This is a genomic window from Psychrobacter sp. (assembly GCF_030457785.1).
Classification (GTDB): domain Bacteria; phylum Pseudomonadota; class Gammaproteobacteria; order Pseudomonadales; family Moraxellaceae; genus Psychrobacter.
In genome coordinates this window covers 1-24,427 of record NZ_JAKDUI010000005.1, presented here as the reverse complement: position 1 = coordinate 24,427, position 24,427 = coordinate 1, and the positions used below count along the sequence as shown (strand labels likewise).

Genomic DNA, 24,427 nt, shown 5'->3' with positions numbered 1-24,427 from the left:
TGTCAGGAGTTTGAACCACTCTTCCGATAATCCAGACATTTCTAAAACAATACTTGGATGTTCAACACACCCTAGGGAGTGCCGAACATTCTTACGCTCAGCCACGCTGCATGACATTTAGCCAAGTCTGCCAACTCGCCTCTTCTTTTGATGATTCGTTACCAGTCTGTGATGAAGGTTCTTTTTTTACCAAGTGCAGACTGATTTTATGAGGAGCCGCTGTTTTGATATCAGAGCTTTCGACATCAGTACTATCATCGACTTCGTCAATAGCCACCTTCGGCAGCACTGTGACACGCATCAGCTCATCACGGCGAAATAAATAACACTCAATGTCATGCTCTGCTTCTATAAATTGAGCCAACTGCTTGGTATCTGCTTTGATACCATCGATGGCAATAATGATGTCATTTGCAGAAATTCCAGCTCTGGCAGCCGCGCTGTCACGCATCACACGATTGACCGTCAACCCAGCAGGTGTATCCGTACAGCGCATACCCCAAGGTACATGCTTATCAGCTGTTTCTTTGGTATTGGTGCGCAGCTTGATACCGTTCGCTGTCAACAACGCTTGAATCGGTAACGCTTCGACACCATTGACATAGCGTCGTTCAAAATCCTGCCATTCTGCTAATGGCATAAACTGCCCGACAACGTCGCCCATACCAGCACTGGTGATACCGATGCGCTTATTGCTGTTTGCTTTAGCCTGCTGATAAAAAGCTTTGACCACGTCAAACAAACGATAGCGGCCATTTGTCTTTTCAAGCAATATTAAATCTAAACAAAGTGCGACCAATGCGCCTTTGTTGTAGTAACTAATACCAGCGTTGCCGGTGTTTTCATCACTGCGATATAGCTTAATCCAAGCATCAAAGCTAGATTCTGCAACGCTTTGATGTGCGCGTCCAGGGGTTTGATGATAGCGGTTAATTTGCTCTGCTAACAACTCCAGATAGCTTGGTTTGTCGATGACACCCGATGCTTGCAACATAAAATCATCGATATAAGAAGTAAAGCCTTCAAACACCCACAACAGCGGCGTGAACGCCTCACGACGCAGATCCGCATCTAGCATGACATCTGGGCGTACAGTCTTGACCCACCAAGCGTGAAAATACTCATGACTGCATAGCCCCAAAAAGCGCTGATAGTTACTATTTGGCACGGCTGGTTCATCGATACTGGGTAAATCACGACGCGGCGTAATCAAACTGGTAGAATTGATATGCTCAAGACCGCCATAATCGTTGCCACTCGCAAAGGTCATAAACGTATAATCAGCAAAGGGTGCATCACCCAACCAATCCACATAGGTTTGGCAAATCTGAGTCACATCTTGCTGCAATCTGCCCATATTAGCGCTGTGCTTGCCCGAAATATAAAAACGGTGGCTCAACGTCTGATGCTTATCATCCTGAATAATAAAATCAAACTTGTCTTGTTCAGCGAACTCAAAAGGATAATCAATCAGATCATGATAGTTATCCACCTGCAGTGCCAAACAATACTGCCCATCCAAACGTAAATCTATAGAGTCCAAACCTGTTGCTAAGCATACACGCTCTTCGTCTTTATTTGCTAAGAACGCTGCTGGCACAATCAGCTTTACCTGTATAGGCTGATGCTCATGTCCATCGATGGCCAATGCAAGGGATGTGAAGTTGCCATATAGACGCTGCTGATCCACATAAGCAGTACGTACTGATAGATCATAACAATAGACTTCATAACACACCTCTATTGCCTGTCCTGCCTTTACCTGAGGCAGCTGCCAAGTGTGTTTGTCTATTTTCTCCGCACGATGGGTTTCTGGTTGTGCCTCGCTACTCATTGTTTGACTATCGAGAATTTGATAATGCACCGCAGTAATGTTTCTGGCGAACTCACGCATCAAATAACTGCCCGGTATCCATGCAGGCAACCAAAGCTGCGGTGAATCTGTCGCTGCCGTAAAGGTGAGTGAGACATCCACCAGATGCTCAAAGTAACGCTCAAAATCAAACTGATAGCGGATATCGGTCGTCACTTGAGTATCATTGTTGAGGCATGCCTCACTGCGTTTCTGGCCGCGACTTGTGTCATTAGATGTGCTCATTGTCTCTTTCACCTTAATTATTATCACTATTATCTGCTGTCATTATGGTAGAAGCACTTGAGAAAAAACGCAACTGGCAAGGGCTTAGACGCCTTTAGCTACCTACATAATTAAGAAAATTACTTTATTTTTATAAAACTTGCCTTTTTTATGGTTTTTGCCTTGAAAGTTCTGTAACCCATCTCAATTAAAGAGGCTAACTGCTAAAGTTACTTTGATAAACTGATGATAACTGTCTAATAACGTGGCTTTTTTTGCTGGTTGATTGGCTTTTTTAGGTTTATTGCAATCGTATTTAATTTTTTACACTGATATATTTAGGATATTTTATGACTACTATCGCAAAAGACACTGCCGTAAAATTCAACTACACGCTAACAGACGACGAAGGTAACGTGATCGACAAATCACCTGAAGGTCAGCCACTAGCTTACTTACACGGTCACAGCAACATCATTCCAGGCCTAGAAAAAGAATTAGAAGGCAAATCTGCTGGCGAAAAAGTAAATGCTGTTATTGAGCCTGCCGACGGTTACGGCGAATACCAAGAACAAGCGGTACAACACGTGCCACGTGAAAACTTCCAAGGTGTTGACGACATTCAGCCTGGCATGCAGTTCCAGTCAGAAGCTGGTGGCCAAGTAATGTTGGTTACAGTTACTGCTGTAAACGATCAAGAAGTCACTGTTGATGCTAACCACCCATTGGCTGGTAAGCGTCTAACTTTTGATGTTGAAATCCAAGAAGTACGTGCAGCAAACGAAGAAGAACTAAACCATGGCCACGTACACGGCGCTGGTGGCGTTGAGCACTAATCTTTTCTAAACCGAAGCGATGCAGCATTAGATGATAATTTTTTCTTAGAATAAAATCATTGTCTAATCAAAAAAAGGTCAGTGGCTATGGTTAATAACCATCGTTGCTGGCCTTTTTTAGTGTCTATTAGATAATGTTTGTTGACGAAGTTGCGAGTAGTGCTTGATATTGAAACTTGTATTAAAGGAGTACCTGAATTAAGGGAAACCTGTATTGAAGTTGGCATTAATTGGTTGTAGCGCTGCAAATATACTCTATAAAACAGGCATGACCGACACGTTTGATCCACAGACATAACAAAGCCGCATAACGACAGGCGTTATGCGGCTTTCATCACTAACCATCCATGTTAACGTTACAAGTAACCTTATCCCGAGGTATCTTATAACTGACAGGCATCCAGCCCTATCATCCTTAATCAGCAAACCATCAATCCTTGATGCGATCTTTGCGATACCAATCCCTAGTATCAGTGAACCGTTCTGTCCAATCGTGCCGTACAGTTATAATCGCAAATCAACCTATCATTGGTAAGAGGTCTAAACGTCAATCCGTGTAAGCATATGCGTACACGGATTTTTTACCGAGGTTTATTGCTTGAATTTATAGCTTTTCTTCAGGACTCAGTGTTTCTTCTGCATCAGCACTAAGCATGATATAGGCTGCTTCTTTGATAAAGGCTTCGTCTTCAGGCAGCTCTGGTCGCTCGTCGGCTTTCATCTGACTGCGCTCTTCAAACTTAGCATCCATCGCTGCTTGATATATATCCCAGTTAGCATACGGTTTCTCACCCGTGGCGATAAGACGTTTGTTTTCTGCTTCTAATGACCGTTTTTCAATCAGCTGCATCTTATCACGACGACTGTCTATATCTAGAAGGATTGGTTTTTGCTCATCTTCCATATCGCGAATATCATTTAGTGTTGATAGATAAACGAACTGTGGGTTTGTTTCCTGACGAATTTTCGATTGTTGATTGAGTGTTTCCAGCGTGTCGCTAGTGAACTTTCCTTCAGGTTTATAAGGGGATGTTCTAATAGTGTCCCAAGGCAAAGATTTTTTCTGCGAGCGCTCGCCAAAAGTAGCGTCGTCGTAGATATTGACCAACTCAACATCTGGGACTACCCCTTTATTTTGTGTACTACCACCAGTCACGCGGTAAAACTTACGTTGAGTCAAAGCAGCAGAGCCTAGCGCCAAGTTATTCAATTGAATTTGCGCAGTCCCTTTACCTGTGGTGGTACTGCCAACAACTAGCCCACGACCATAATCCTGAATGGCAGCGGCAAAAATTTCACTCGCAGAAGCGGAGGCTAAGTTGGTGATGACAGCCATTTTGCCGTCATAAAGCTGCTCGCCACCGTCGTTATCACGATAGACCTGGATGTTGCCACGGTTGTCACGGATTTGTACCATAGGTCCGCTTTTTATAAAGAAACCTAACATCTTGGCAACTTCGTCTAGTGAACCACCTGGGTTATTGCGCATATCCACTACTAGGCCATCGATGTCTTCTTCATTGAGCGCCTTTAGTGCTTCCGCCGTATCTATACTAACGCTACGGTATTCTTCACCATTGCGGCGTGCACGGTAGTTTAGGTAAAAGCTCGGTACTTCAAGCACACCAATACGCTTGGGCGTTTCATCAATATCAGGGCGCTGCACTTCAACGACTCTCTGTTTGACGCCTGACTCTTCTTGTTCGATGATATCTCGCACGATGGTCACTGTACGGGCACTAGCATCAGGTGTATTGGGTTGACGTAATTTAACGGTCACCGCCGTACCACGCTTACCACGGATCAAAGCGACAATCTCACGCGTCGACCAACCAACCACATCAGTCATGGTTTCGCCATCTTGTGCAACACCGATAATCAAATCATTCGGCTTTACCTGACCTGTTTTCGCGGCGGGACCACCGTCTACCAGAGTCACAATACGTGTGTAGTCTGGGTTTTTACGATCAGGGCGAATAGAAACGCCGATTCCTTCCAGTTGCAAGCTAGACTGAATTTCCATTTCCGTCGCTTGAATAGGCGCATAATAATTGCTGTGCGGATCATAGGTCAGCATCGCCATATTCAATATGCCTTCCATGATTTCATCGTCTTTACGACGTTCCGAGCGTTCTTGCTGTCGTGACAAACGGTTTTGCAAGATTTCGCTGGGTGTGCGCTCATCGTTACGTACCAAATCTTGTCCACGAGTGATATCAGGATTTTCTAAAAAGACTTGTTCTTTGGCTTTTTCGTCCTCCTGACCCAAAGTAATACTCATCAACTGAAATTTCAGCTGACGCTCCCAATAATCACGCTGGGCATCTTTATCTTCAAAATGATTGAGGTTTTCACGATCCAGTACGATTGTCTCATCACCTGTCAGGTCGATATCTGTTTTGAGCATTTCACTTGCCATTGCAAAGTACTCGTCTGAACGCTGACGATAACGCTCGTACACATCTACGCCAGCTGACAGATCACCACGTTTTAAGCGAGCGCCAAATTCGTCAGCGTATTTTTCTGTAAACTCGTCGACATCAGATTGCAAAAACAACGTGTGATTGGGGTCGAGACTATCAATATACATAGACAGCACTTCACCGCCTGTTTGGCTATCTAACGGCTGATTGAGGTAATGACTACGATCTAGCAAGGCAGCTACCTGACGAGTGGTGACTTTTTGCTCAGGCGTCTGTACAAACCCCTCAGTATTGGTCTCTGCGACTGCTGTGCCATAGCTTTGGGTAAGAATGATACCGGCGATGCCTACTGATGCTGCACTGAGTAACCATTGTACTGGTTGTTTTTTCATCATATATACCTAGTTTTTTAAGTTAGTAATGAGGCGTTTTGAACACTCTACCATGACACTGACTGCAACTATCTTTGGATGGTTCGATGTCTACGAATATGCACCATCTTTTGATTATGAGTATTATCGTTGATTTAGGTCTGGTCTGAGGCACAGCTTTGATAGTTTTGCCGTGTTGAGCAGTGCTCAGTTGTGAATATTCTACACACCCTGATATTCTCAATCCTATAAAATTAAAATGATTAAATCCGCTGCCACCATTCAAGCTAATGCTTTAGGCATCAAGTTGTTGATGCATGAGCAGTGGCTTGAATTTAAATGAGTATGGTCTGTACTTTTTATCACTTATTATCACTGAATGTCGAAATATTGTTAATATTCGCTCAATACTATCACGAGCACAAATATGGAATTGTCTCAAACTGTATAAGCAATCTTACACACTATCCCTTCTCATACATAGCTTTCTATCATATTTATCGTTGCTATCCAGTGTCGATGGCTAGCGATAATATGTATATTAAATTGAGTCAAAAATCCTGCCACATTATGCTCATCCGCCAATAACTGTCATAATAAGGCCATCTAAGAGATAAGCTCGCAATGTTGTTAGTGATTTGTTTGTAAGGTCGTCAATAACCTTTTATTGTAAGCGATACCCATAATAAAACAACGTAAAATACCATAAGGATTATGCCATGTACGGCGTCTTAATGATTGATATCGATAGTACCTCACTGACGGCTGAAGATGTCAGTTTAATCAAACAAGCTCAAGTCGGTGGAGTGATATTGTTTGCCCGAAACGTCACCGATGCTACCCAAGTGAGAGCTCTATGTGACGATATACGCTATCACAATCCTGATATATTAATCGGTGTCGACCAAGAAGGCGGTCGAGTCGCGCGATTACGTGATGGATTCACCAAATTGCCTGCGATGGGCAAGCTTGGTGAATTGTTTGACCACGACCCCACTCAGGCACTGAGCTGCGCCTATGACTGCGGCTACCTAATGGCAACAGAGGTATTGGCCGTCGGTATTGATTTGAGCTTTGCGCCTGTGCTTGATAGAGGTGGTATCAGTCAAGTCATTGGTGACCGTAGCTTTCACCAAAACCCAGAAGCCATTATCGCTCTGTCCACTCAGTTTATGCGTGGTATGAAAGCAGCTGGAATGGCGACCACGGGCAAGCACTTCCCCGGTCATGGCGCTATTGCCCCTGACTCTCATGTTGCTGAGGCAGTTGACTCGCGTAGTTTAGACGACATCATTAATAGTGATATGCAACCCTTTGCTCAAACCTTGCCTTGGCTTGATGCGCTGATGCCAGCACATGTGATTTTTTCTCAAGTGGACAACAAGCCAGCAGGGTTTTCCGACATTTGGTTAAAAGACATCATCCGCGAACACCTGAAATTCGATGGGGTATTATTTTCTGATGACTTATCAATGGCTGGTGCACAAGCAGCAGGCGATGTCAGCGCTCGTGTACGAGCAGCTATCGAGGCTGGTTGCGATATTGCACTCGTCTGTAACGATCGTGTCGCCGCTCACGAAGCTGCCGACTCTGCACAAGAGCTGCCTTATCCCAATCAAAACCGTATCAAAACCATGTGCGGACAGATACCAACTTGGCAAGGCAGCCTAGAATCAACCTGTCAACAAGCAGCATACTGGCAACAAGCCAAGCAAAATGTAACGCAAACATTTTTTAATATCTCACCCTCAGATACCGCTGCCGCTGGCACCATCAACACTAACACCAGCGATAACACCACAGACCCGACTGACTATAAGCTCTAAACGATGACAAGTCAGGTATCGTTTGACCAAAATAAAAAAACCGCTTCATCGTGAAGCGGTCTTTTTATCGTTGCTGATAGCCAATCTTTGATAGCTAATCTCTAACTTTGATACCCAAACGCTAGAGAATTAGTTGGTTGGATCTAACTCAGTACCCTGAGTGACGTCATCACCATCTGGTAGCAAATCATCATTATCACTATCAAGTGGGTTCAAGTCTGGGTCAAGCGCATCATTGCTAATAGTCATGCCATCGTTTGCACTGTTCATCCCATTATTCGCACCATTCACCTCGTCTCTAACCACGAATTCAATTCGACGATTACGGAAGCGGCCTTGCTCAGTTGAGTTGTCAGCGACAGGCTCTGACTCACCCATGCCTTGAGTCGACAGTTTGCTGGCATCGATGCCGTGAGACACCAAGTATTCTCTCACTGATTCAGCACGCTCACGAGATAACGCCATGTTGTAATCATCAGACGCTTGACTGTCTGTGTGACCGATGATTACCAGCTCCATATCCGGTACTTCAGCGATAATCTGTGAGGCACGCTCAAGCAGCTCTTTATTGACTTCAGGAATGGCTGACGCATCTACTTCAAAGTTAATAACCTGAATGCTCAAGGCACGAGCCACATCACGTGAATCAGGGTTTTCTCCGAGATCATCCATAGCGGCGTCCGCTGCCGCTAAACTGTCATCAACCTCACCCTGTAGATCTAACGGACCTTCCGCTTGAACGGTCATCCCAGGTGCAGCAGCTTGCAGGTCAGCCACTAGCTGATCTAGTGCAGCTTCGTCAGGCGCGTTGACAGTGATTTGGTCACCTTTGATGATCATACTAGCGTTTGGTACGTTTTTCACGATAGGTAAGATGGAAGTAAGCTGAGCGGATGCTGGCATATCTGCTGCAAAACCATCATCAACGTCCGCACGGCACTTATTCGCCTCTTCGCCAAATGTAGCAGTTAAAGCGTCTATGACTTGCGTCTCTAACGCCTCATCACCCACATTCATACTACAAGCATAAAGCTCACGGTTCTCACCAGTAGCGATACTCAGTGCAGCAGGCTCAACGTCAGCTGCCACAGCCGATGGATCACCATCTTCTTCTTGCTCGGTAACTGCTGGCGTGGCGACAGGCTCAGGGTTTTCCTGGCAACCTCGTAGCAACGCCCATGCCAGTGCACCTAAAATAATCAAACCAATAATAGGCAGCAGTGCTTTCATAAAGCCACCTTTTTCTTCTTCGCTTTGCGATGGCGCTGTACTGGCAGGAGCAGGTACGTCCGCCAACATACTGGCGGGCAATACTGCACTCGCCCAAGCAGGAATAAGGTGTTGGTAACTGGCAAGATTGTCTCTCAAGAACTGTGGCACCGGTGTGGTACCCGCTAGACTTTTGATTTCGTGAAAAGCCAAGGGTGCTGCCATGGCAATCATTCCACGTGCGGCAGTGACATCAACATTGTGCTTGCCAGCCAATTCACGAGATATCTGGTCACGGTGCGTCCCATCTGTCCAAACTCGATCATAAAATGCTTGATCGTCACTGGCGATACTTTCGTTGGAGAATAGGTCGTAGGTATCTTTATCTGCAAGACGCGCAGCGAAAATAGCATAGAACTGTTCCATTAAGCTTGCCTTAGCTGGACTACGATCACCTTCTAAGACAGCTGGGCTGACCGTCTGTTTCAAATGTCTGATAATATCCATGGTATGCGCTCTCCCTCACTTAATAGTGCTTATTTGTATGATCTAATTATTAGAGTTTTTGACAATATATGGTGTTGAATAAGTAAGAAGTTGTGCTTCTACATTCAACTTTAGCCATTATAAAAGTACTAACTATGTATGCACAATCAACCAGTTGTTGTTCAAATGCTACATTAAGTAATATTTCAGTTGCCTCACGTAACCACGAAGTCATCCAAGCACAGGCCATTTACATGCTGGCGGGCACTTGTGCTCGAAACGACATTGTGTCCGTCTGCTACCTAACCTGTGCTGGTTCAGCCACGAAGACGCTACTCGCCATCTCATCTGCTTCCGCTTCTGAGATAGGACCTGACGGGCTAGTTTGGCGGCTATTCGCTGCCCCGTTATTTGTTAATGAATTATCAAATCTGTCAGCAGGGACATTGTTCATATTGTTGCCCAAACGATTATTTGAATTATTATTTGGAGCAGGAATCACCATATCGCCCGTGTTATCCTCAGTCGCCTGATATTCCCCACTCTCCGCAATCCTATCATTATAGCCATTCTGATTGTTTACTGGGACGTCACCGGTATCCATTTGGTTGTTTGGATCATTGATGCCTGACATATGGTTCATGCCACTCATTTCACTGCTGACATCACTATCATTGTTATCCTCAGGTGTCGTAATGGGTGCTGTGCTACCTGCTGCACTGTCTGTGGTCGTGGCTATAGTCGTGGCCGGCGCTAAAGCACGAATATCAGCGATCAAGCGTTGCTGCTGCATATCATCAGGCGCTTCCAACCTGAGACTGTTATTTTGCAGATGTAAACGTGCAAAAGGAATAGACCTCAGGATGGTTAAAATATTCGGTAGTGACGGTGCTGGCAGATCCGCCATGGTGTTGGAAACGCCTGACTGCACAGTGACCTCACAACGGCTCGACTGCCCGCCAAAGCTCGAGTTAAACGCCTGCTGTATTGTGCTTTGCAATGCAGCATCGCCGACAGTCGCACTACAACTATACAAGCTGCCGCTATCATCCACGCTCACCATTAACTCTACTGGTGTCGCTATCTCTTTCGGTTCTTCAGTCGTGGGTATCTCAACAGCAGGTTCTGCAGTAACTGTTTCTTCGACTGGTTCTATCTCTTCAGCATTGTCAGGTTTTACGAGAAATGCCCAAGCAATCAAACCAATCACCGCTATAACCAGTAGTAATAAAAACATCCGCACCAGTAGTCTATTACCTTGGTTACGGGTAGGTCCTTTCTTCTGGTTTACACCGCTGTCTTCCGGCAGACGATGCGCTGCCGGGTTCGCATGAATGGCGCTTTTATGGTCGTCATCATGAACATCCTCTTCAAAAAAGTCGGCATTGGAACTTTCAGCATCAGCTTGGCGTATGCTTCGACTCTGTGTTTTGGCTATATCAGCTGTTGTATTATTTCTCCTTGCCTCTGTAATAGGCTCTTCATGCAGGCTGTCTGAGGGGGTTTCGCCTACTGCTGCTGTATTTTTTTCTACTGCGGCATCCATATCTGCTCCACCGTCGATGCTTTGAGCAGCAGTGATAATAGGTGCCGACCAAATCGGTAAATACTGCCGTACTGCTGACTGCTCGTCTTGTAGAAAGGCAGGCAAAAACTGCCCGTCCGCCAAGGCTTTAAGCTCACGATAAGCAAGTGGAGCTGCTTTGATCAGCAGTTGTGTTGTCTCAGACTGTTCGATGTGATGCGTGGCTGCTAGCTCTTGAACGATGGTCTGCTGCGCCTTGGTGTCTGGCCAAATCTGCTCAAATAACGATGCCGCCGCTACGCCATCAACTGGTAGCGTGTCATTACGACGTAGCAGTTGTGAATAAATTTGGGGCATTGCCAAACGTGCGGATAATATTGCGTAGAACTGCTCGAGCAGACTGATATAAGCCACATTGTCATCTAGAGCCTGACCTTCTAACACAGCTGGAGTAACGGTTTGTTCAAGTTGATCAATAATACCCATAGATTACTGCCTTTTTCAGCTTTCAATTTTAAGTCTACAACGCAATGAGCCGTCTGTTTAGGAGAGGTTTGCACCTGCTGTTTGCACCCGGAAGCTATTTACACCTTGTTGAATTGAATGAATGCTACCATTATGGTCATCCTCACTATCAAGATACAAGGCATTGCCCACGCTGTCTGACACATTGCTATATTATTCACTAAAAAGCATACAAGTGCAGCATTTTGTCACATAATAGGTCTTGGCATTGATACGACTACTGTTAATATTGCTCTGTTGCCCGCAGCTAAGGCTTAATCATTGAGTACCCTTATTTCATGTGATTTCGCATGATTTCACATCTAGCCATAGCGATGCTTAGGCTTTCAACGTTGCCACTTATTGCACTGTCACACATTAGGCACGGCCTAAGGATTATCACTTGTTAAATCACACGACTCTTATCATCATTATTACGGTTATTATCAGCTTGCTAGCATGGCAAAACAAGACGATGTTTAACCGCTTTATTTTTTATCCACCAGCAGTAAACAACGGTCAGTGGGATCGGTTCGTGACACATGGTTTTATCCATGCGGATAGCATGCATCTGCTTTTTAACATGTTTACTTTATATTTTTTCGGTCGAGCCATCGAAGGACTCTACCAATCATTTTTATTTGGTTACGGTTTTGTGGTGTTTTATGTGGCCGCCATTATCATTGCCATGATTCCAAGCTATCTTAAAAATAAAAACAGTGCTAGCTACTTAAGTCTGGGAGCATCAGGTGGTGTTTCGGCGGTGTTATTTGCCTTTATTTTGCTGGCACCATGGGAGACGTTGTACCTGTTTGCTGTTATTCCTATTCCTGCGATTCTCTTTGCAGTTGCATATGTGGCTTACAGTATCTATGCTGACAAACGCGGCGGATCAAACATCAATCACATGGCGCACATGTGGGGCGGTGCATTTGGGGTCATCGCAACCATTGTCCTAGAACCACAGGTCCTGCCACATTTCATCGGCGCTCTATTATCGCCAGGATTTTAACCCGGCGATTATCCAACGTTTAAGCGTTTTGTATTGTGCACATCCCTTGAATTACACTGCCATATTATTCTGTCACACCCATTATTGCTTGAAGCCACTTAAAACTACTTGAAGCCACGTAAAACCACCTAAAATCACTTAAAATTTGATAGTTCATTATGATTATAGATATTATTGGCGACATTCACGGCTACGCAGATAAGCTAGTCGGACTGCTTACGGAATTGGGCTATACCCATGATGGCGAGTGCTTCGTGCCGCCAGCCGGTCATCGAGCGCTATTTATTGGTGATTTGATCGATCGTGGCTCGCAACAGATAGCAACACTAGAGATCGTTTTTGCGATGTTAGATGCCGACGTCGCTGATGCAGTGATGGGCAATCATGAATACAATGCTTTAGCCTTTGCCACATCTGACCCTGAACAACCAACCCAATATTTGCGCTCGCATGATGATGCGCACACACGCCAGCACGAAGCGTTTTTGGCAGAAGTGCCATTTGGCTCTGAGGCACATCGGTATTGGCTCAATCGTCTTTATGAGATCCCATTGTGGCTAGAGACTGATGACGCCTGCTTTGTTCATGCTTGCTGGGATGTCGATAGCATGGCGGTATTGAAGCCATTCTTGACGTCTGACAACTGCTTGACCCCTCGCGCGCTCAAGGCAACTTCGAGAGAATTCACACCTCCTTTTGATGCCTTAGAGCGAGTGTTAAAGGGTGTAGAAGTGCCGCTACCAGACGGCTTGGTGATGATCGATAAAGAGGGTACGGAGCGCAAGCGTGTACGAGTCCGCTGGTGGCTTGATGATCTGAATACACGTACTATTTACGAGATTGCCCGTGCTCCTTCTTCCGCGCTGGCTCAGATTCCGCCACATGTGCTGGCCGAGAATATAGACTTTGCACTTGATACCGATAAGCCTGTATTTATCGGCCACTATTGGCTGACAGGAGCACCCGAACCACTCAGCGCGCAAGTGGCTTGTACTGATTATTCAGCAGCGGCGGACAATGGTTACCTGACTTGTTATCAGCTCGATACAACCAAACCATTACCACTAACAGCCGACAACTTTATTCAACATCATCACGATAAGTCTTCTAAAAGTAATTCATAAAAATGGCACTACCAACAAGACTTCACGACTAAACATCAATCTCGGCTTTACGAAAGCAGCAAAACTTTTGTATGATGGTCTTTTTGAGAGAATCAAAGCATGAGCAAAACTTCAGCAACTGTTAAATCTGTTGATCAAAACGGTCCTATCACCTCTCCTACCGGTCAACCAAAAGTCGGCATCATCATGGGCTCGCAGTCTGACTGGGCGACCATGAGCGCAGCCGCACAGCTACTGGCAGACTTTGACATTGCTTTTGATTGTGAAGTCGTCTCAGCGCATCGAACGCCAGACCGATTGTTTGATTATGCAAAAAATGCCAAAGACAACGGTTTACAGGTCATTATCGCTGGTGCTGGCGGTGCAGCGCACCTACCAGGTATGTGCGCTAGCCAAACCCCACTCCCTGTGTTTGGTGTGCCTGTCAAGTCGTCAATGCTCAGCGGTTGGGATAGCTTACTCTCTATCGTGCAGATGCCTAAAGGGGTGGCTGTCGGAACATTAGCGATTGGTACAGCTGGTGCTTACAACGCTGCTCTGCTTGCGATTCAAGTGCTCGCCTTGCATGATGAATCAATTGCTACTAAGCTAGATACTATGCGCCAAACGCAAACCGAAACCATTCTGGCTAGTCCAACGCCTGGTATTATCAACCACTAAGTTAATTTACGTTGAGTTGAGCTAGATTGGCAAAAATTTGGCCACTTCCAACCCATTGAGAAAATTATCTATTGAGTTGAGAACACACCCTAAATTTACGATTTTTTAAGACAGCTTCTACTAAACACAAGGTGCATACGTTGCACCTTTTCCTATTTAACAACACTTACTTAATAGCACTTACTTAATAGCGCTTAGGTTTTCAATAAAAATAGCGTTTAGTTTTTGATACTTCGACGCATGACTTAAGCCTTATTCATTTTTTTATTTAAAGAGTCTATACCATGACCACAGCCAACGCTTATCCTGTTACCCAAACTATCCGAACCATCGGCATCTTAGGCGGTGGTCAGCTTGGCATGATGCTCGCAGAAGCAGCGATGCCACTCGGATATCAATGTGTATTTTTAGAAGACAACGCTCACTGCCCTGCCAGCCTATATGGGCAAGTATTCAGTAGTGATCAGCTCGATGACTTCATCGCGGCTGCTGATGTCTTTACCTTGGAGTTTGAGAACACACCGACCGCCACCGTCGAAAAATTGGCCAACTTATCAAAGTCTGGCAATAAGCAAGGCATGTTTCCACCGCCGATCGCACTTGATATCGCCCAAGACCGCTTAAAAGAAAAGCAGATGTTCAACGACTTGGATATTGCCACAGTGCCTTTCAAAGAAATCAGCTCTGAAGCAGATTTAAAACATGCTTGCGAAGCGTTGGGATTACCCATTGTCCTCAAAACCAGTCGCGGTGGCTATGACGGTAAAGGTCAATACGTCATCAAACAAGAAAGTGATATTAAGGCCGATTGGCAAGACCTCAAAGATGCCGTCAGTGGTAAAGGTAGCCTAACACCCACCCCTGCCCCGCTAATCGCAGAAGGCTTTATTGACTTTAGCCGTGAAGTATCTATCATCGCTGCACGCGCACAAGATGGCACAGTACGTTGCTATGACTTGGTTGAAAATCACCACTTCCACGGAGTTTTGGCCAAAACACAAGCGCCCGCTGTTGGTACCAGTCATATATTTAGCCAGGCAAAAGAAGCCATCACCACCGTCATGAATCACCTAGGCTATGTGGGTGTGATGGCACTTGAGTTATTTGTCACTAAAGACGATCGTGATCATGACTTCCTGCTTGCCAATGAGATCGCCCCACGCGTCCACAACTCTGGGCACTGGAGTATCGAAGGCGCTATCACCAGTCAATTCGAAAACCATATCCGCGCCGTGGTGAACTTGCCTTTAGGTGATACAGACAACGTTCATCCTGCGATTATGGTCAACGTGCTAGGACAATATCCTGATATCAGCGCACTATTGGCTATCGACGGAGTACACTACCATAGCTATCATAAATCTGAGCGTAAAGACCGTAAAATTGCACACATCACTTTGATGCCAAATGACGTGGTAGACCTAGAGCCTTCAATGGCAAAAGTGGTCGCCGTATTGCCCAACAAAGTCGGTCTACGTAAAGAATATGAGTCTAGACAGCAACAAGAGCAAGTAAACGACGATCAACTAAGCTCTGCTCAAATAAAAGACACTGGAGCTCGAGATAACAGCGTGTCTGGCAGTAAAGCCCTTAACGACAAAGCTCCTGACAATAAAACGCCTAGCAATACCGTGATTGCCGACGAGCCAGACAAAGCATCTGAACCAAAAAATGCAAATAGTGAAATCAGCAATCCAGCAGACGCCAAAACTAAAACTGCAAAGGCAAAAAAATAATGCAAATATGGGTAGATGCTGACTCAGTACCTTCGATAGCCAAAGACTTGATTATCAAAACTGCTGAACGCACACAAACGGTAGCAATATTCGTTGCCAATCAGCCCATACGACTGCGTAAATCACCGCTGCTCGTCATGACCGTCGTGCCATCAGGGTTTGATAAAGCAGATGATTATATCGTCGAGCAAATACAATCTGGCGACTTGGCTATCACTAGCGACATCCCTTTGGCCAATGATATTTTGGACAAAGGCGGTATGGTTTTGACCACACGAGGGGTGGTCTATGATAAAAACAATATCAAGCAAAAACTCAACATGCGTGATTTCATGGACACCATGCGCGGTACTGGCGTGCTTGAGCTACAGGAGATGAGCGGACAAAAACCCTACGGTGACCGCGACAAAAAATCGTTTGCCGACGGATTAAATAAGCTAGTACGCTAGGTCTCGTTCCGAATACACTCAATATCCATAGTCTGCCGCGTCTGAATGTTACCTCCTAAGCGCAGTCGTCCATTCAGACGTCTTTTTGCCTTTCCTTAGTGTCCTCGCCTTGCAAACCCTATACACTCTATAACCAAACGCTATGCAAAAAGCACGCTTCATAACGGAGCGTGCCGCCTATAGTTGTTACTCTGAATGCTTGAAAGTCAAACTTTAAAAAAGTATGAACATAAATAAGAATACAAGGATAGGAGTGGCTATGAAAATTTTAGTAATTGGTGCTAGTGGTCGAGTCGGTACGGATCTGGTCAAGCAACTATTGGCAGACAACCATAAAGTTATCGGTACTACTCGTCAAACTGAGCAACTTTTCAACGACGACAACTACGCTCAAATAGATTTAGATATTACCGCTGAAAAAAACGCTATCCAGCAGCAGATCGACTCGGATATTGATGCTGTTTACTTCGTGGCTGGCAGCGGCGGCAAAAACGTCTTAGAAGTAGACCTACACGGGGCCGTTAAAACCATACAGGCAGTTGAAGATAAAGGTATCCAGCGCTATATCATGCTGAGCACGGTGTTTTCATTAGACACAAGCAAATGGGATAATCCGGCCATCGATGACTTAAAAGAGTACTACATCTGCAAACATTACGCTGATCAGTGGTTGGTAAATAACAGCTCACTTGACTATACCATCGTGCAAGCTGGTGCTCTAAAAGAGCGCGAGGCGACCGGCAAAATTACTATCAATGATAGCAGTGCTGGCGAAAATGCCATTGAAGATGTTGCTACCACGTTAGCTGCTGTACTCGGAGCAAGTAACACCACCAAAAAAGTCTTTAGTCTGAAAAACGGAGAGACAGCAATCAATGAGGCCGTCGCAAGTTTATAGCAGATAACCACATCTCGCTCTATAGTCAAAGAACTACGTCTCACCCGATAGTCAAAGAACTCTAAAATAGCTACAAGGCAGCCGACTGTAGATTGTACAAGCAGCGCATCTAAGGAAAATAACGCCGTAGCCGTTTAGTGGTCCGCTGACTATATGAACTCCGACATATACAGCCTTAAAGTAACCGTTTAAAAAAGAAAAAAGTGAGCAGATCTTTTGACCTGCTCACTTTTTTATAGCACCTATTTTCTAATAACGATCATATAGCCATTTTAGCGACTCAAGCCACACCACTAGGGAAGGAAATAACCTCATCTAAATGGCTAGCACCTGTGATTACCATCAACAGTCTATCGATACCAAGAGCAATACCGCTACAAGGCACCAAATCATCCGAGGCGGACAATAGATGCTCATCTATTGGCATTTGTGGCAGATTATGACGTTTGCGTGATTGGTTATCTTCCTCAAACCGCGCTCTAAGCGCCTGCCCGTCTGCCAGCTCATCATAAGCATTGGCAATCTCGATACCATTGATATATAACTCGAACCGCTTGGCGACCTTGTTACCTTCTTTATCGACCGCTGTTTTCGCTAGTGCGGCAGTCGCAGGTGGATAATCTACGATCAAGGTTGGTAAATCGTGACCCAAGTTCGGCTCAACTTCGTGGCTAAACAATAAATCCAACCAACTTTGACGAATATTATCTTCGCTCTCCACCAACTTGTTCTGCTCAGTATTAAAATCAAAGCCTGTTAGTCCTTTATCTTCTGCCACCGCTTGTAAAGCATCTAGGCTCGCTGTCAACGGATGTATACCGACAAAGTCCATAAACGCATCGACATAACGATAATGACTCATCACCACTGGATAACCATAGAGCGCCTCCAATAACTCGCCTAGCTCCTTGGCCATATCATCCAGAGTATAATTGGGCTGATACCATTCCAGCATCGTGAATTCAATATTATGCCGAACGCCTATCTCGTTATCCCGAAATACCGAGCAAATTTGATAAATGGGCACCTGCCAACTGGCCAATAAACGCTTCATAGCAAACTCAGGCGAGGTGTGCAGATAATAGGTGCAAGGCTTATCTTGATAAGTAACTTGCGCCGCAACTGACTGCAAAAAAGTATCCGTATTGCCTGCTTGTGACAGCAGTGGTGTCTGCACCTCCAAGACGTTCCGCCTAGTAAAAAACTGCCGAATGGCATTGATAGTTTGGGCACGCTGCTTTGCCATGGCTAACGTCATGGTCGGTGCATAGCTAGGATTATAGGAAGAGTAACCTTCTTGACTTGATTGCTTTGCTTGGTGTTGTTCGTTTGCTTGACTCATGAGTGTTTACTGCGGCTTTTGAGAAATAAAAATAGACTTAAAACAGCCATTCGCGGCGTAAGTGATAGTCACGGCGCAGTTGATCAAAGTCAGCGCCACTGACTTGCCCGTCAATGACTTTGGCACGCAAATCTCTGTCATCCTGCATGATGTCATAAAACTTGATCAATTTAACTGGCTGCGCTTTCAACTCCGGCCACAAAAACATATTGAGCGGCAGTAAGTCATGCATAAATTGGGCAGGTGTGACTGCTAGACTTTCACAAAGCTCATCATAGATGATTTGCGTACCACGCAGCTTACCTTCGACGGTATAGCCAGCGATATGCGGTGTCGCGATAGCCAGTTTGGATAATAGGCTCTCTGTAATCTGGGGTTCATGCTCAAACACGTCGAGCACCACTTGACGTTGAGTACGCTCAATATCTGCCTCTAAATCGCTCGCATGAATGACCGGACCGCGGGCGCTGTTGATCAATAATGTCTCTGCTGGCAGCATGTCAAATACCGTCTTATCAAGCAAATGCCGCGTTGGATAGTCGCTGCCATTGGGGTGAGAAACGCTTTTGATGTCGGTCAAAGGAACATGCAAGCTGACAACGTCACTTTGGCGAATCACTTGTTCAAAGCTGGCATTATTCAGGCTCGATGCAGGCAGCAATGGGTCATAGCCCAATACGTGCCAACCGAGTTCGATAGCATACTGAGCCAACGTACTACCGATGTTACCCAGCCCGATGATACCGAGCGTTAACGGCTGCTGCCAATGCGTGGGACGTAATGTTAGGATTGCCGTTAACACATACTGGGCTACCGAATGTTTACTACAGCCAGCAGCATTAGCAAAGCTGATTTGACGCTGCGCCAAATACCCTTGATCGACGTGGTCGGTACCAATCGTCGCTGAACCAACAAACTGAACACTATCGTTATCTGCTAATAACGGCTCACTTACTTGCGTCACCGAGCGTATCAGCAGCACATCCGGCTGCTTATCAGCAATCAGCGTTGCATTGATCTCTCGCCCAGCAACCTTGATGATATCGACCGATTGTCCAGTCAACTGACCAAGCATAGAAGCATTAAAAAAATCGTCCAAGCTTGCGATATTACTATCCGCCACTATGGTGAGATTTTTAACAGTGTCTATTTTATTTTGCCCTGTATGTGCAGCCGTCTCATTTAACATCGTCATGTGTTTCTACTCTGATTCTTTCTCGGTTGGAAACTCAGTTGGTAACGTCCGGGAGTCAGACAGCACCACTTCCTGCTGCGCAAAAAGCTCATTCTTATGCTGTGAAATCCACTCTCGCCAGACTGCCAGTCCAATGGCCAATACGACCGGACCGATGAACAAGCCTACAAAACCAAATGCCGTTAGACCGCCCAATACACCGATAAATATAATAATAAAAGGGATTTTGGTCGCACCACTGATAACGATAGGGCGGATAAGATTATCAACCCAACTAATCACCAGCACGCCCCACAATGCCAAACCAATACCTTCTGCGGTGTGGCCTTGACTCAATAGCCAAATCGAGACACCGCCCCACACAAATGGCGTACCAAATGGGATCAGAGCGATGATGAAGGTAATAATAGACAGTAGGATAGGACTCGGCGCACTAGCAAAATAATAGCCAATACCAGCCAGGATAGCCTGCACCAACGCCGTCAGACCGATACCATAAACCACAGCACGTGTGGTCGTCCCGACCGAATCAATATAACCATCGATACGATTGCCAATAATATTGCGCAATGCTTGACGGATTTGACGAATCAAACTTGTCCCATCACGATAAAAAAAGAACAGCGTCATCAGCGCCATACCAAGCTTAGCCAAACTACTGAACACCACATCAAAGGCAACTTTGCCATAATATAAATGTGACTGCGCCCAAAGACGAAAGGCATCAAGCGTTCCTTCTGGATTTTTGTTAATCCTCCACAAGACGTCTTTGATTTGCTGACCAATGATGGGCAGCTCTTTGATAGATTCAGGCACATCTAGATAACCTACCTTGATACGATAGATTATATTGGTTATTAAGCTAAGTGCTTCTTGCTGTAAGATAAAAACGCCCGCGACGAGTGGTACGCCTATGATCAAGGAGATACTGATGGTCATGATGGCGGCGCTAAAATCTGGACTCAACTTAACCTTTTGATGAAAAAAATTGTAAATAGGAAAAGTGACATACGCCAAAATCGCCGCCCACAGTGCTGGCACAATGAAAAACTGTATCACTCGAAAGCACAGTATGAACAACACCACTAGCAAAGTAATGGCCAGTAAGCGCTGAATAATAAATTCTTTTGTCCAGTTTTCGATCATAGCGTATAAACCAAGAGCGGACAGCAACGCCCTATTACAGTATTGCTGGCAAGTTTATAAATTTGTGATGAACACTAGCATATAGACTATGTCCACAAGCTGTATTCACTAACGAGGGTTGTGAGCGGTAAACGACAGATAAAACGATACTTTCAGAGTGTTGTCCTCCATGATACCGTAACCATAATCACTGTCCATCATAACCATGATACTTTTGAATATGATAATACGAGGTGACCGCAATGTTTTATTATGCAATAAAATAACCCAAATAAATAATGCTATGTTGTAATCTTTACTTACAACTTTCTCCCGTATTTAGCGGTGACCGCTGACGCAAGAATGACAGCCATATAAAATCCGATAATTAATAATTATCATGGCTGATTTGGCACTCACACCTTTGAGCGAAGTCCTGTCAGCTAATTCACTGTCGCGTTCTATTTGTCATGGCAATTGATGTTATACTAAAGCAATTATTTTTAGGGTCTTAATAAAATTGCGTGGGTTCAGCTTCACTAATTTTGGCCATCTAAAGTCATGTTTTGACTGCGCTTTAGACCTATACAAGCATGCAATTCCGCAAGAAGACTTGCGAAGCCAAAACCCGCTTTTATGGCTCTTCTCTAGACGCTTATAAGATCCAAATATCAGAGCAGTGCTATAAACTTGGTTATCAGGTACAAGACTCTATAAGTCAGGTACTTACCAATATAGTATAAATCCAGAGGTGATTTTAAGCTCAACGCACAGGTTCAATATTCGAACTCGCTATAGAAGCGCATTATGTTGAGTTAATTTCGGGTTTCATTGTAGACCAACACAGAATTACATTTAACCATTGATTTACCAAATTTTAATAATATATCGACAGGAAAAATAACAATGTCAAAAGACACTGATAATCCCCATCTAGATACCTCGAATGAGGCCAATAACACCCATAAATCAACAGAAACTGTCACTTTTGCGATGGCACAATCACATTTTTTGGTCGGTGATATCACAGCCAATGCCAAAAAAATGCGCACCCTCGCATTAGAAGCCCGCGAGCAAGGTGCCGACGTCATCGTATTTCCAGAGTTGGCACTTTTAGGTTACCCACCGCAAGACTTGTTACTACGCCCTAGCCTGTCAGGCCGAGTCAAAAGTGCATTGTCTACCTTGAGTGATGTCGATGACATCGTCATGATTGTTGGCTATCCGCATGTCGATCATCACGGTACTTTTAACTCTGCGGCTATTCTTCATAATGGTCATCAAAAAGGCTTTTATCACAAGCAAATCCTACCCAATTATGGCGTATTTGATGAGCGCCGCTACTTCGATAAAGGTCGCAATCAAGTACTGTTTGATTTTAAAGGCATCACCATTGGTCTACTGATCTGCGAAGATCTATGGGATAAAGGCCCGATTGCTGAACTGAAAAAACAAGGTGCTGACGTTATTGTGAGCTTAAATGCATCGCCCTTTGAAATCGAAAAGCAAGAAGACCGCAAAGCCATGCTGAGCAAACGCAGCAAAGAAAACGATCTACCAATCATTTATACCAATGCCGTTGGCGGTCAAGATGACTTGGTATTCGACGGTGGATCATTGGTCACCCAAGCGGATGGCAGCGTTGCCCACGAAGCACCACGTTTTATGGATCAGCTGTCGCTAGCCACTTTAGATGTGAAAACTGCAAAGTTTGATGTCCAGCCTAAAGCACCTCTATCACTGAGCCGTGAGTCTGAGATGTATCAAGCGCTGGTGGTTGGATTGCGTGACTACGTCAATCTTTCAGGATTCTCTGGTGTTATCGTCGGTCTCTCAGGCGGCATCGATTCAGCACTGACACTCTGTATCGCTGTCGATGCACTGGGCGCTGATAAGGTCTATGCAGTGATGATGCCGTACGAATACACGTCACAGATCAGCTTAGAGGACGCACAAGCGCAGGCACGCCGCTTGAATGTCTCTTATACCGTTTGCCCAATTTTCGATGCAGTAGAAGGCATTCGTCACACCCTAGCCCCACTATTTAATAAATCACCATCAGACACCACCGAAGAAAATATCCAAGCACGTGCTCGCGGTGTGGTACTGATGGCACTATCGAACAAATTTGGTCATCTGGTCATCACCACAGGCAACAAATCCGAGTTAGCCGTTGGTTACTCGACCCTATATGGTGACATGGCCGGTGGCTTTGATGTCCTAAAAGACGTCTATAAATCACAGGTATATAAACTGGCCAGCTACCGTAACCGTTTAGAAGACACGCCCGTGATTCCTGAGCGTGTCATTACTCGCCCGCCATCAGCCGAACTACGCCCAGACCAAAAAGATCAAGACAGCTTGCCTGATTACGATGTGTTGGATGAGGTGCTGATGTCATATATCGATAAAGACATGGGCTATCAAGAGATCGTTGATAAAGGCTTTGACGCAGACATGGTCGCCAAAGTTGTTAAAATGGTCGATAACAGCGAATACAAACGCTGTCAGGCAGCGATTGGTACAAAAATCAGCCATAAAGCCTTTGGTCGTGAACGTCGCTATCCATTGGTGAATAAGTGGTCTATTAAAGGCTAGCTATTCATCACAGCTTTGCCAACGACGCTACTATTTGGTTGTTATTGGCAGAGCTGCACGCAACATAAACCACACAACACAAACTAAGTTACTAGCCCAATCCTTTACGATCAAACCTTACTTATTATGATCAGCTGGGTACTTGCCCGGCTTTTTTGTTTTTGTACGCCGCACTATATCTACACTCTATCTTTTGTTGCTTTGACTTAGTATTGTTTTCACATGCTATTTTCATGTGCTGATTTTATTGTTTACACCAATTCTGCTATCAAGTATGGCTTGACTTTACTCACCTATACACATCAAACATCTGGCGTATTGATAGCAACTGCGTACTTACGCTGATTAAGATCGCTCCCCAAAAATAGCAGTACCGACACGCACCATCGTCGAACCCTCAGCTATCGCTTCAACCATATCGCCACTCATACCCATGCTCAAGGTATCCCACTTACTGAGCTCTGGATGAGCGCCTTTGACGTCCTCAAATAATTGTTTGGTTCGAGCAAAGGCATTGGTATCTGATTTTGCAGGAATAATCATCAAGCCACGCAATTGTAATCGCTTATATCCTTTGATTGTACTAATCAATTCAGGTAGCTCTGCTGACAGGCATCCTGACTTGCTATCCTCGTTATCGATATTTACTTGAATCAGCACGTTCAATGGTGGCAATGCCTCTGGGCGTTGGTTGTTTAAACGTTTGGCGATGATGTCACGCTCAACTGTTTGTACCCAGTCGAAATTTTCCGCAATATCACGAGTCTTATTACGCTGAATACTGCCGATGTAATGCCACACAATATCTTCACAGTCAGTATTGGCTTTCAAACTGTTGATTTTTTCGATGGCTTCTTGTAGGTAATTCTCCCCAAAGTGACACTGCCCTTGCTCAGCCAATGTAGCAACCATCTCCGCAGGCTTGGTTTTTGAAACAGCAAGTAGCGTTACATCAGCTTCTGGACGATTCGCTTGCTCGCCTGCCATCGCTACTTGTGTATTCACTTTTTGCCAATTTTCGATTACACTCT

Annotated in this window: 16 protein-coding genes and 1 pseudogene; 9 read left to right on the top strand and 8 right to left on the bottom strand. The window is 45.0% G+C overall.

Annotation, left to right across the window (positions count from 1 at the left end):
* Nucleotides 1-97 precede the first annotated feature (97 nt).
* Entirely contained in the window at nt 98-2,098 is a 2,001-nt protein-coding gene (locus L0J61_RS00705) for a M61 family metallopeptidase (protein ID WP_301464393.1), read from the bottom strand.
* A gap of 329 nt (nt 2,099-2,427) precedes the next feature.
* On the opposite strand from L0J61_RS00705, the gene L0J61_RS00700 reads away from it, so the two are divergent.
* On the top strand, nt 2,428-2,913 hold the full coding sequence (locus tag L0J61_RS00700; RefSeq protein WP_301464392.1) for a peptidylprolyl isomerase: 486 nt from the start codon (nt 2,428-2,430) through the stop codon (nt 2,911-2,913).
* Between the two features lie 604 nt (nt 2,914-3,517).
* On the opposite strand, the gene L0J61_RS00695 is transcribed toward L0J61_RS00700, so the two are convergent.
* Nucleotides 3,518-5,728 (bottom strand): carboxy terminal-processing peptidase, encoded by a 2,211-nt coding sequence (locus tag L0J61_RS00695; protein WP_301464391.1) that lies wholly within the window; start codon nt 5,726-5,728, stop codon nt 3,518-3,520.
* 698 nt (nt 5,729-6,426) lie between these two features.
* Between L0J61_RS00695 and nagZ the strand changes: the two genes are divergently transcribed.
* On the top strand, nt 6,427-7,533 hold the full coding sequence (nagZ, locus tag L0J61_RS00690; protein WP_301464390.1) for a beta-N-acetylhexosaminidase: 1,107 nt from the start codon (nt 6,427-6,429) through the stop codon (nt 7,531-7,533).
* Nucleotides 7,534-7,662: 129 nt separating this feature from the next.
* On the opposite strand, the gene L0J61_RS00685 is transcribed toward nagZ, so the two are convergent.
* Both L0J61_RS00685 and L0J61_RS00680 read right to left on the bottom strand, forming a co-directional pair.
* The gene (locus L0J61_RS00685) at nt 7,663-9,249 is read right to left on the bottom strand and encodes an OmpA family protein (RefSeq protein WP_301464389.1); all 1,587 of its coding nucleotides are present in this window, start codon (nt 9,247-9,249) and stop codon (nt 7,663-7,665) included.
* Nucleotides 9,250-9,526: 277 nt separating this feature from the next.
* On the bottom strand, nt 9,527-11,239 hold the full coding sequence (locus L0J61_RS00680; RefSeq protein WP_301464388.1) for a hypothetical protein: 1,713 nt from the start codon (nt 11,237-11,239) through the stop codon (nt 9,527-9,529).
* A 421-nt stretch (nt 11,240-11,660) separates the two neighbouring features.
* Between L0J61_RS00680 and L0J61_RS00675 the strand changes: the two genes are divergently transcribed.
* The 6 genes and pseudogenes from L0J61_RS00675 to L0J61_RS00650 all read left to right on the top strand — a co-directional run bounded on the left by L0J61_RS00675 (nt 11,661) and on the right by L0J61_RS00650 (nt 17,136).
* A complete protein-coding gene (locus tag L0J61_RS00675) occupies nt 11,661-12,269 on the top strand; it encodes a rhomboid family intramembrane serine protease (RefSeq protein WP_301464387.1) in 609 nt (202 codons plus the stop codon).
* Nucleotides 12,270-12,427: 158 nt separating this feature from the next.
* Nucleotides 12,428-13,393 (top strand): metallophosphoesterase, encoded by a 966-nt coding sequence (locus L0J61_RS00670; protein WP_301464386.1) that lies wholly within the window; start codon nt 12,428-12,430, stop codon nt 13,391-13,393.
* 99 nt (nt 13,394-13,492) lie between these two features.
* A complete protein-coding gene (gene purE / locus L0J61_RS00665) occupies nt 13,493-14,053 on the top strand; it encodes a 5-(carboxyamino)imidazole ribonucleotide mutase (RefSeq protein WP_301464385.1) in 561 nt (186 codons plus the stop codon).
* Nucleotides 14,054-14,337: 284 nt separating this feature from the next.
* Nucleotides 14,338-15,537, top strand: a pseudogene (locus L0J61_RS00660) (5-(carboxyamino)imidazole ribonucleotide synthase); the annotation flags it as partial.
* A gap of 251 nt (nt 15,538-15,788) precedes the next feature.
* Nucleotides 15,789-16,238, top strand: coding sequence for a DUF188 domain-containing protein (locus L0J61_RS00655; protein ID WP_301464383.1), 450 nt, complete (start codon nt 15,789-15,791; stop codon nt 16,236-16,238).
* A 259-nt stretch (nt 16,239-16,497) separates the two neighbouring features.
* Nucleotides 16,498-17,136: an NAD(P)H-binding protein gene (locus tag L0J61_RS00650; RefSeq protein ID WP_301464382.1), complete on the top strand. Its 639-nt coding sequence runs from the start codon at nt 16,498-16,500 to the stop codon at nt 17,134-17,136.
* A gap of 280 nt (nt 17,137-17,416) precedes the next feature.
* Here the strand turns inward: L0J61_RS00650 and epmA are convergent, their stop codons facing one another.
* The 3 genes from epmA to L0J61_RS00635 are packed head-to-tail and all read right to left on the bottom strand — an operon-like array spanning nt 17,417 to nt 20,819.
* Nucleotides 17,417-18,478, bottom strand: coding sequence for an EF-P lysine aminoacylase EpmA (gene epmA / locus L0J61_RS00645; RefSeq protein ID WP_301464381.1), 1,062 nt, complete (start codon nt 18,476-18,478; stop codon nt 17,417-17,419).
* Between the two features lie 37 nt (nt 18,479-18,515).
* Nucleotides 18,516-19,667, bottom strand: a complete 1,152-nt coding sequence (locus L0J61_RS00640; RefSeq protein WP_301464400.1) for a 4-phosphoerythronate dehydrogenase — start codon at nt 19,665-19,667, stop codon at nt 18,516-18,518.
* Nucleotides 19,668-19,679: 12 nt separating this feature from the next.
* Nucleotides 19,680-20,819 (bottom strand): AI-2E family transporter, encoded by a 1,140-nt coding sequence (locus tag L0J61_RS00635; protein WP_301464380.1) that lies wholly within the window; start codon nt 20,817-20,819, stop codon nt 19,680-19,682.
* An 885-nt stretch (nt 20,820-21,704) separates the two neighbouring features.
* On the opposite strand from L0J61_RS00635, the gene L0J61_RS00630 reads away from it, so the two are divergent.
* Nucleotides 21,705-23,396 (top strand): NAD+ synthase, encoded by a 1,692-nt coding sequence (locus L0J61_RS00630; RefSeq protein WP_301464379.1) that lies wholly within the window; start codon nt 21,705-21,707, stop codon nt 23,394-23,396.
* 345 nt (nt 23,397-23,741) lie between these two features.
* Here the strand turns inward: L0J61_RS00630 and L0J61_RS00625 are convergent, their stop codons facing one another.
* Nucleotides 23,742-24,419, bottom strand: a complete 678-nt coding sequence (locus L0J61_RS00625) for a YggS family pyridoxal phosphate-dependent enzyme (protein WP_301464399.1) — start codon at nt 24,417-24,419, stop codon at nt 23,742-23,744.
* Nucleotides 24,420-24,427 lie beyond the last annotated feature (8 nt).

Bases quoted from the DNA above. Each gene is read 5' to 3' on its own strand.
- L0J61_RS00705 (WP_301464393.1), bottom strand. From the start codon at position 2,098: ATGAGCACATCTAATGACACAAGTCGCGGCCAGAAACGCAGTGAGGCA.
- L0J61_RS00700 (WP_301464392.1), top strand. From the start codon at position 2,428: ATGACTACTATCGCAAAAGACACTGCCGTAAAATTCAACTACACGCTA.
- L0J61_RS00695 (WP_301464391.1), bottom strand. From the start codon at position 5,728: ATGAAAAAACAACCAGTACAATGGTTACTCAGTGCAGCATCAGTAGGC.
- nagZ (WP_301464390.1), top strand. From the start codon at position 6,427: ATGTACGGCGTCTTAATGATTGATATCGATAGTACCTCACTGACGGCT.
- L0J61_RS00685 (WP_301464389.1), bottom strand. From the start codon at position 9,249: ATGGATATTATCAGACATTTGAAACAGACGGTCAGCCCAGCTGTCTTA.
- L0J61_RS00680 (WP_301464388.1), bottom strand. From the start codon at position 11,239: ATGGGTATTATTGATCAACTTGAACAAACCGTTACTCCAGCTGTGTTA.
- L0J61_RS00670 (WP_301464386.1), top strand. From the start codon at position 12,428: ATGATTATAGATATTATTGGCGACATTCACGGCTACGCAGATAAGCTA.
- purE (WP_301464385.1), top strand. From the start codon at position 13,493: ATGAGCAAAACTTCAGCAACTGTTAAATCTGTTGATCAAAACGGTCCT.
- L0J61_RS00655 (WP_301464383.1), top strand. From the start codon at position 15,789: ATGCAAATATGGGTAGATGCTGACTCAGTACCTTCGATAGCCAAAGAC.
- L0J61_RS00650 (WP_301464382.1), top strand. From the start codon at position 16,498: ATGAAAATTTTAGTAATTGGTGCTAGTGGTCGAGTCGGTACGGATCTG.
- epmA (WP_301464381.1), bottom strand. From the start codon at position 18,478: ATGAGTCAAGCAAACGAACAACACCAAGCAAAGCAATCAAGTCAAGAA.
- L0J61_RS00640 (WP_301464400.1), bottom strand. From the start codon at position 19,667: ATGTTAAATGAGACGGCTGCACATACAGGGCAAAATAAAATAGACACT.
- L0J61_RS00635 (WP_301464380.1), bottom strand. From the start codon at position 20,819: ATGATCGAAAACTGGACAAAAGAATTTATTATTCAGCGCTTACTGGCC.
- L0J61_RS00630 (WP_301464379.1), top strand. From the start codon at position 21,705: ATGTCAAAAGACACTGATAATCCCCATCTAGATACCTCGAATGAGGCC.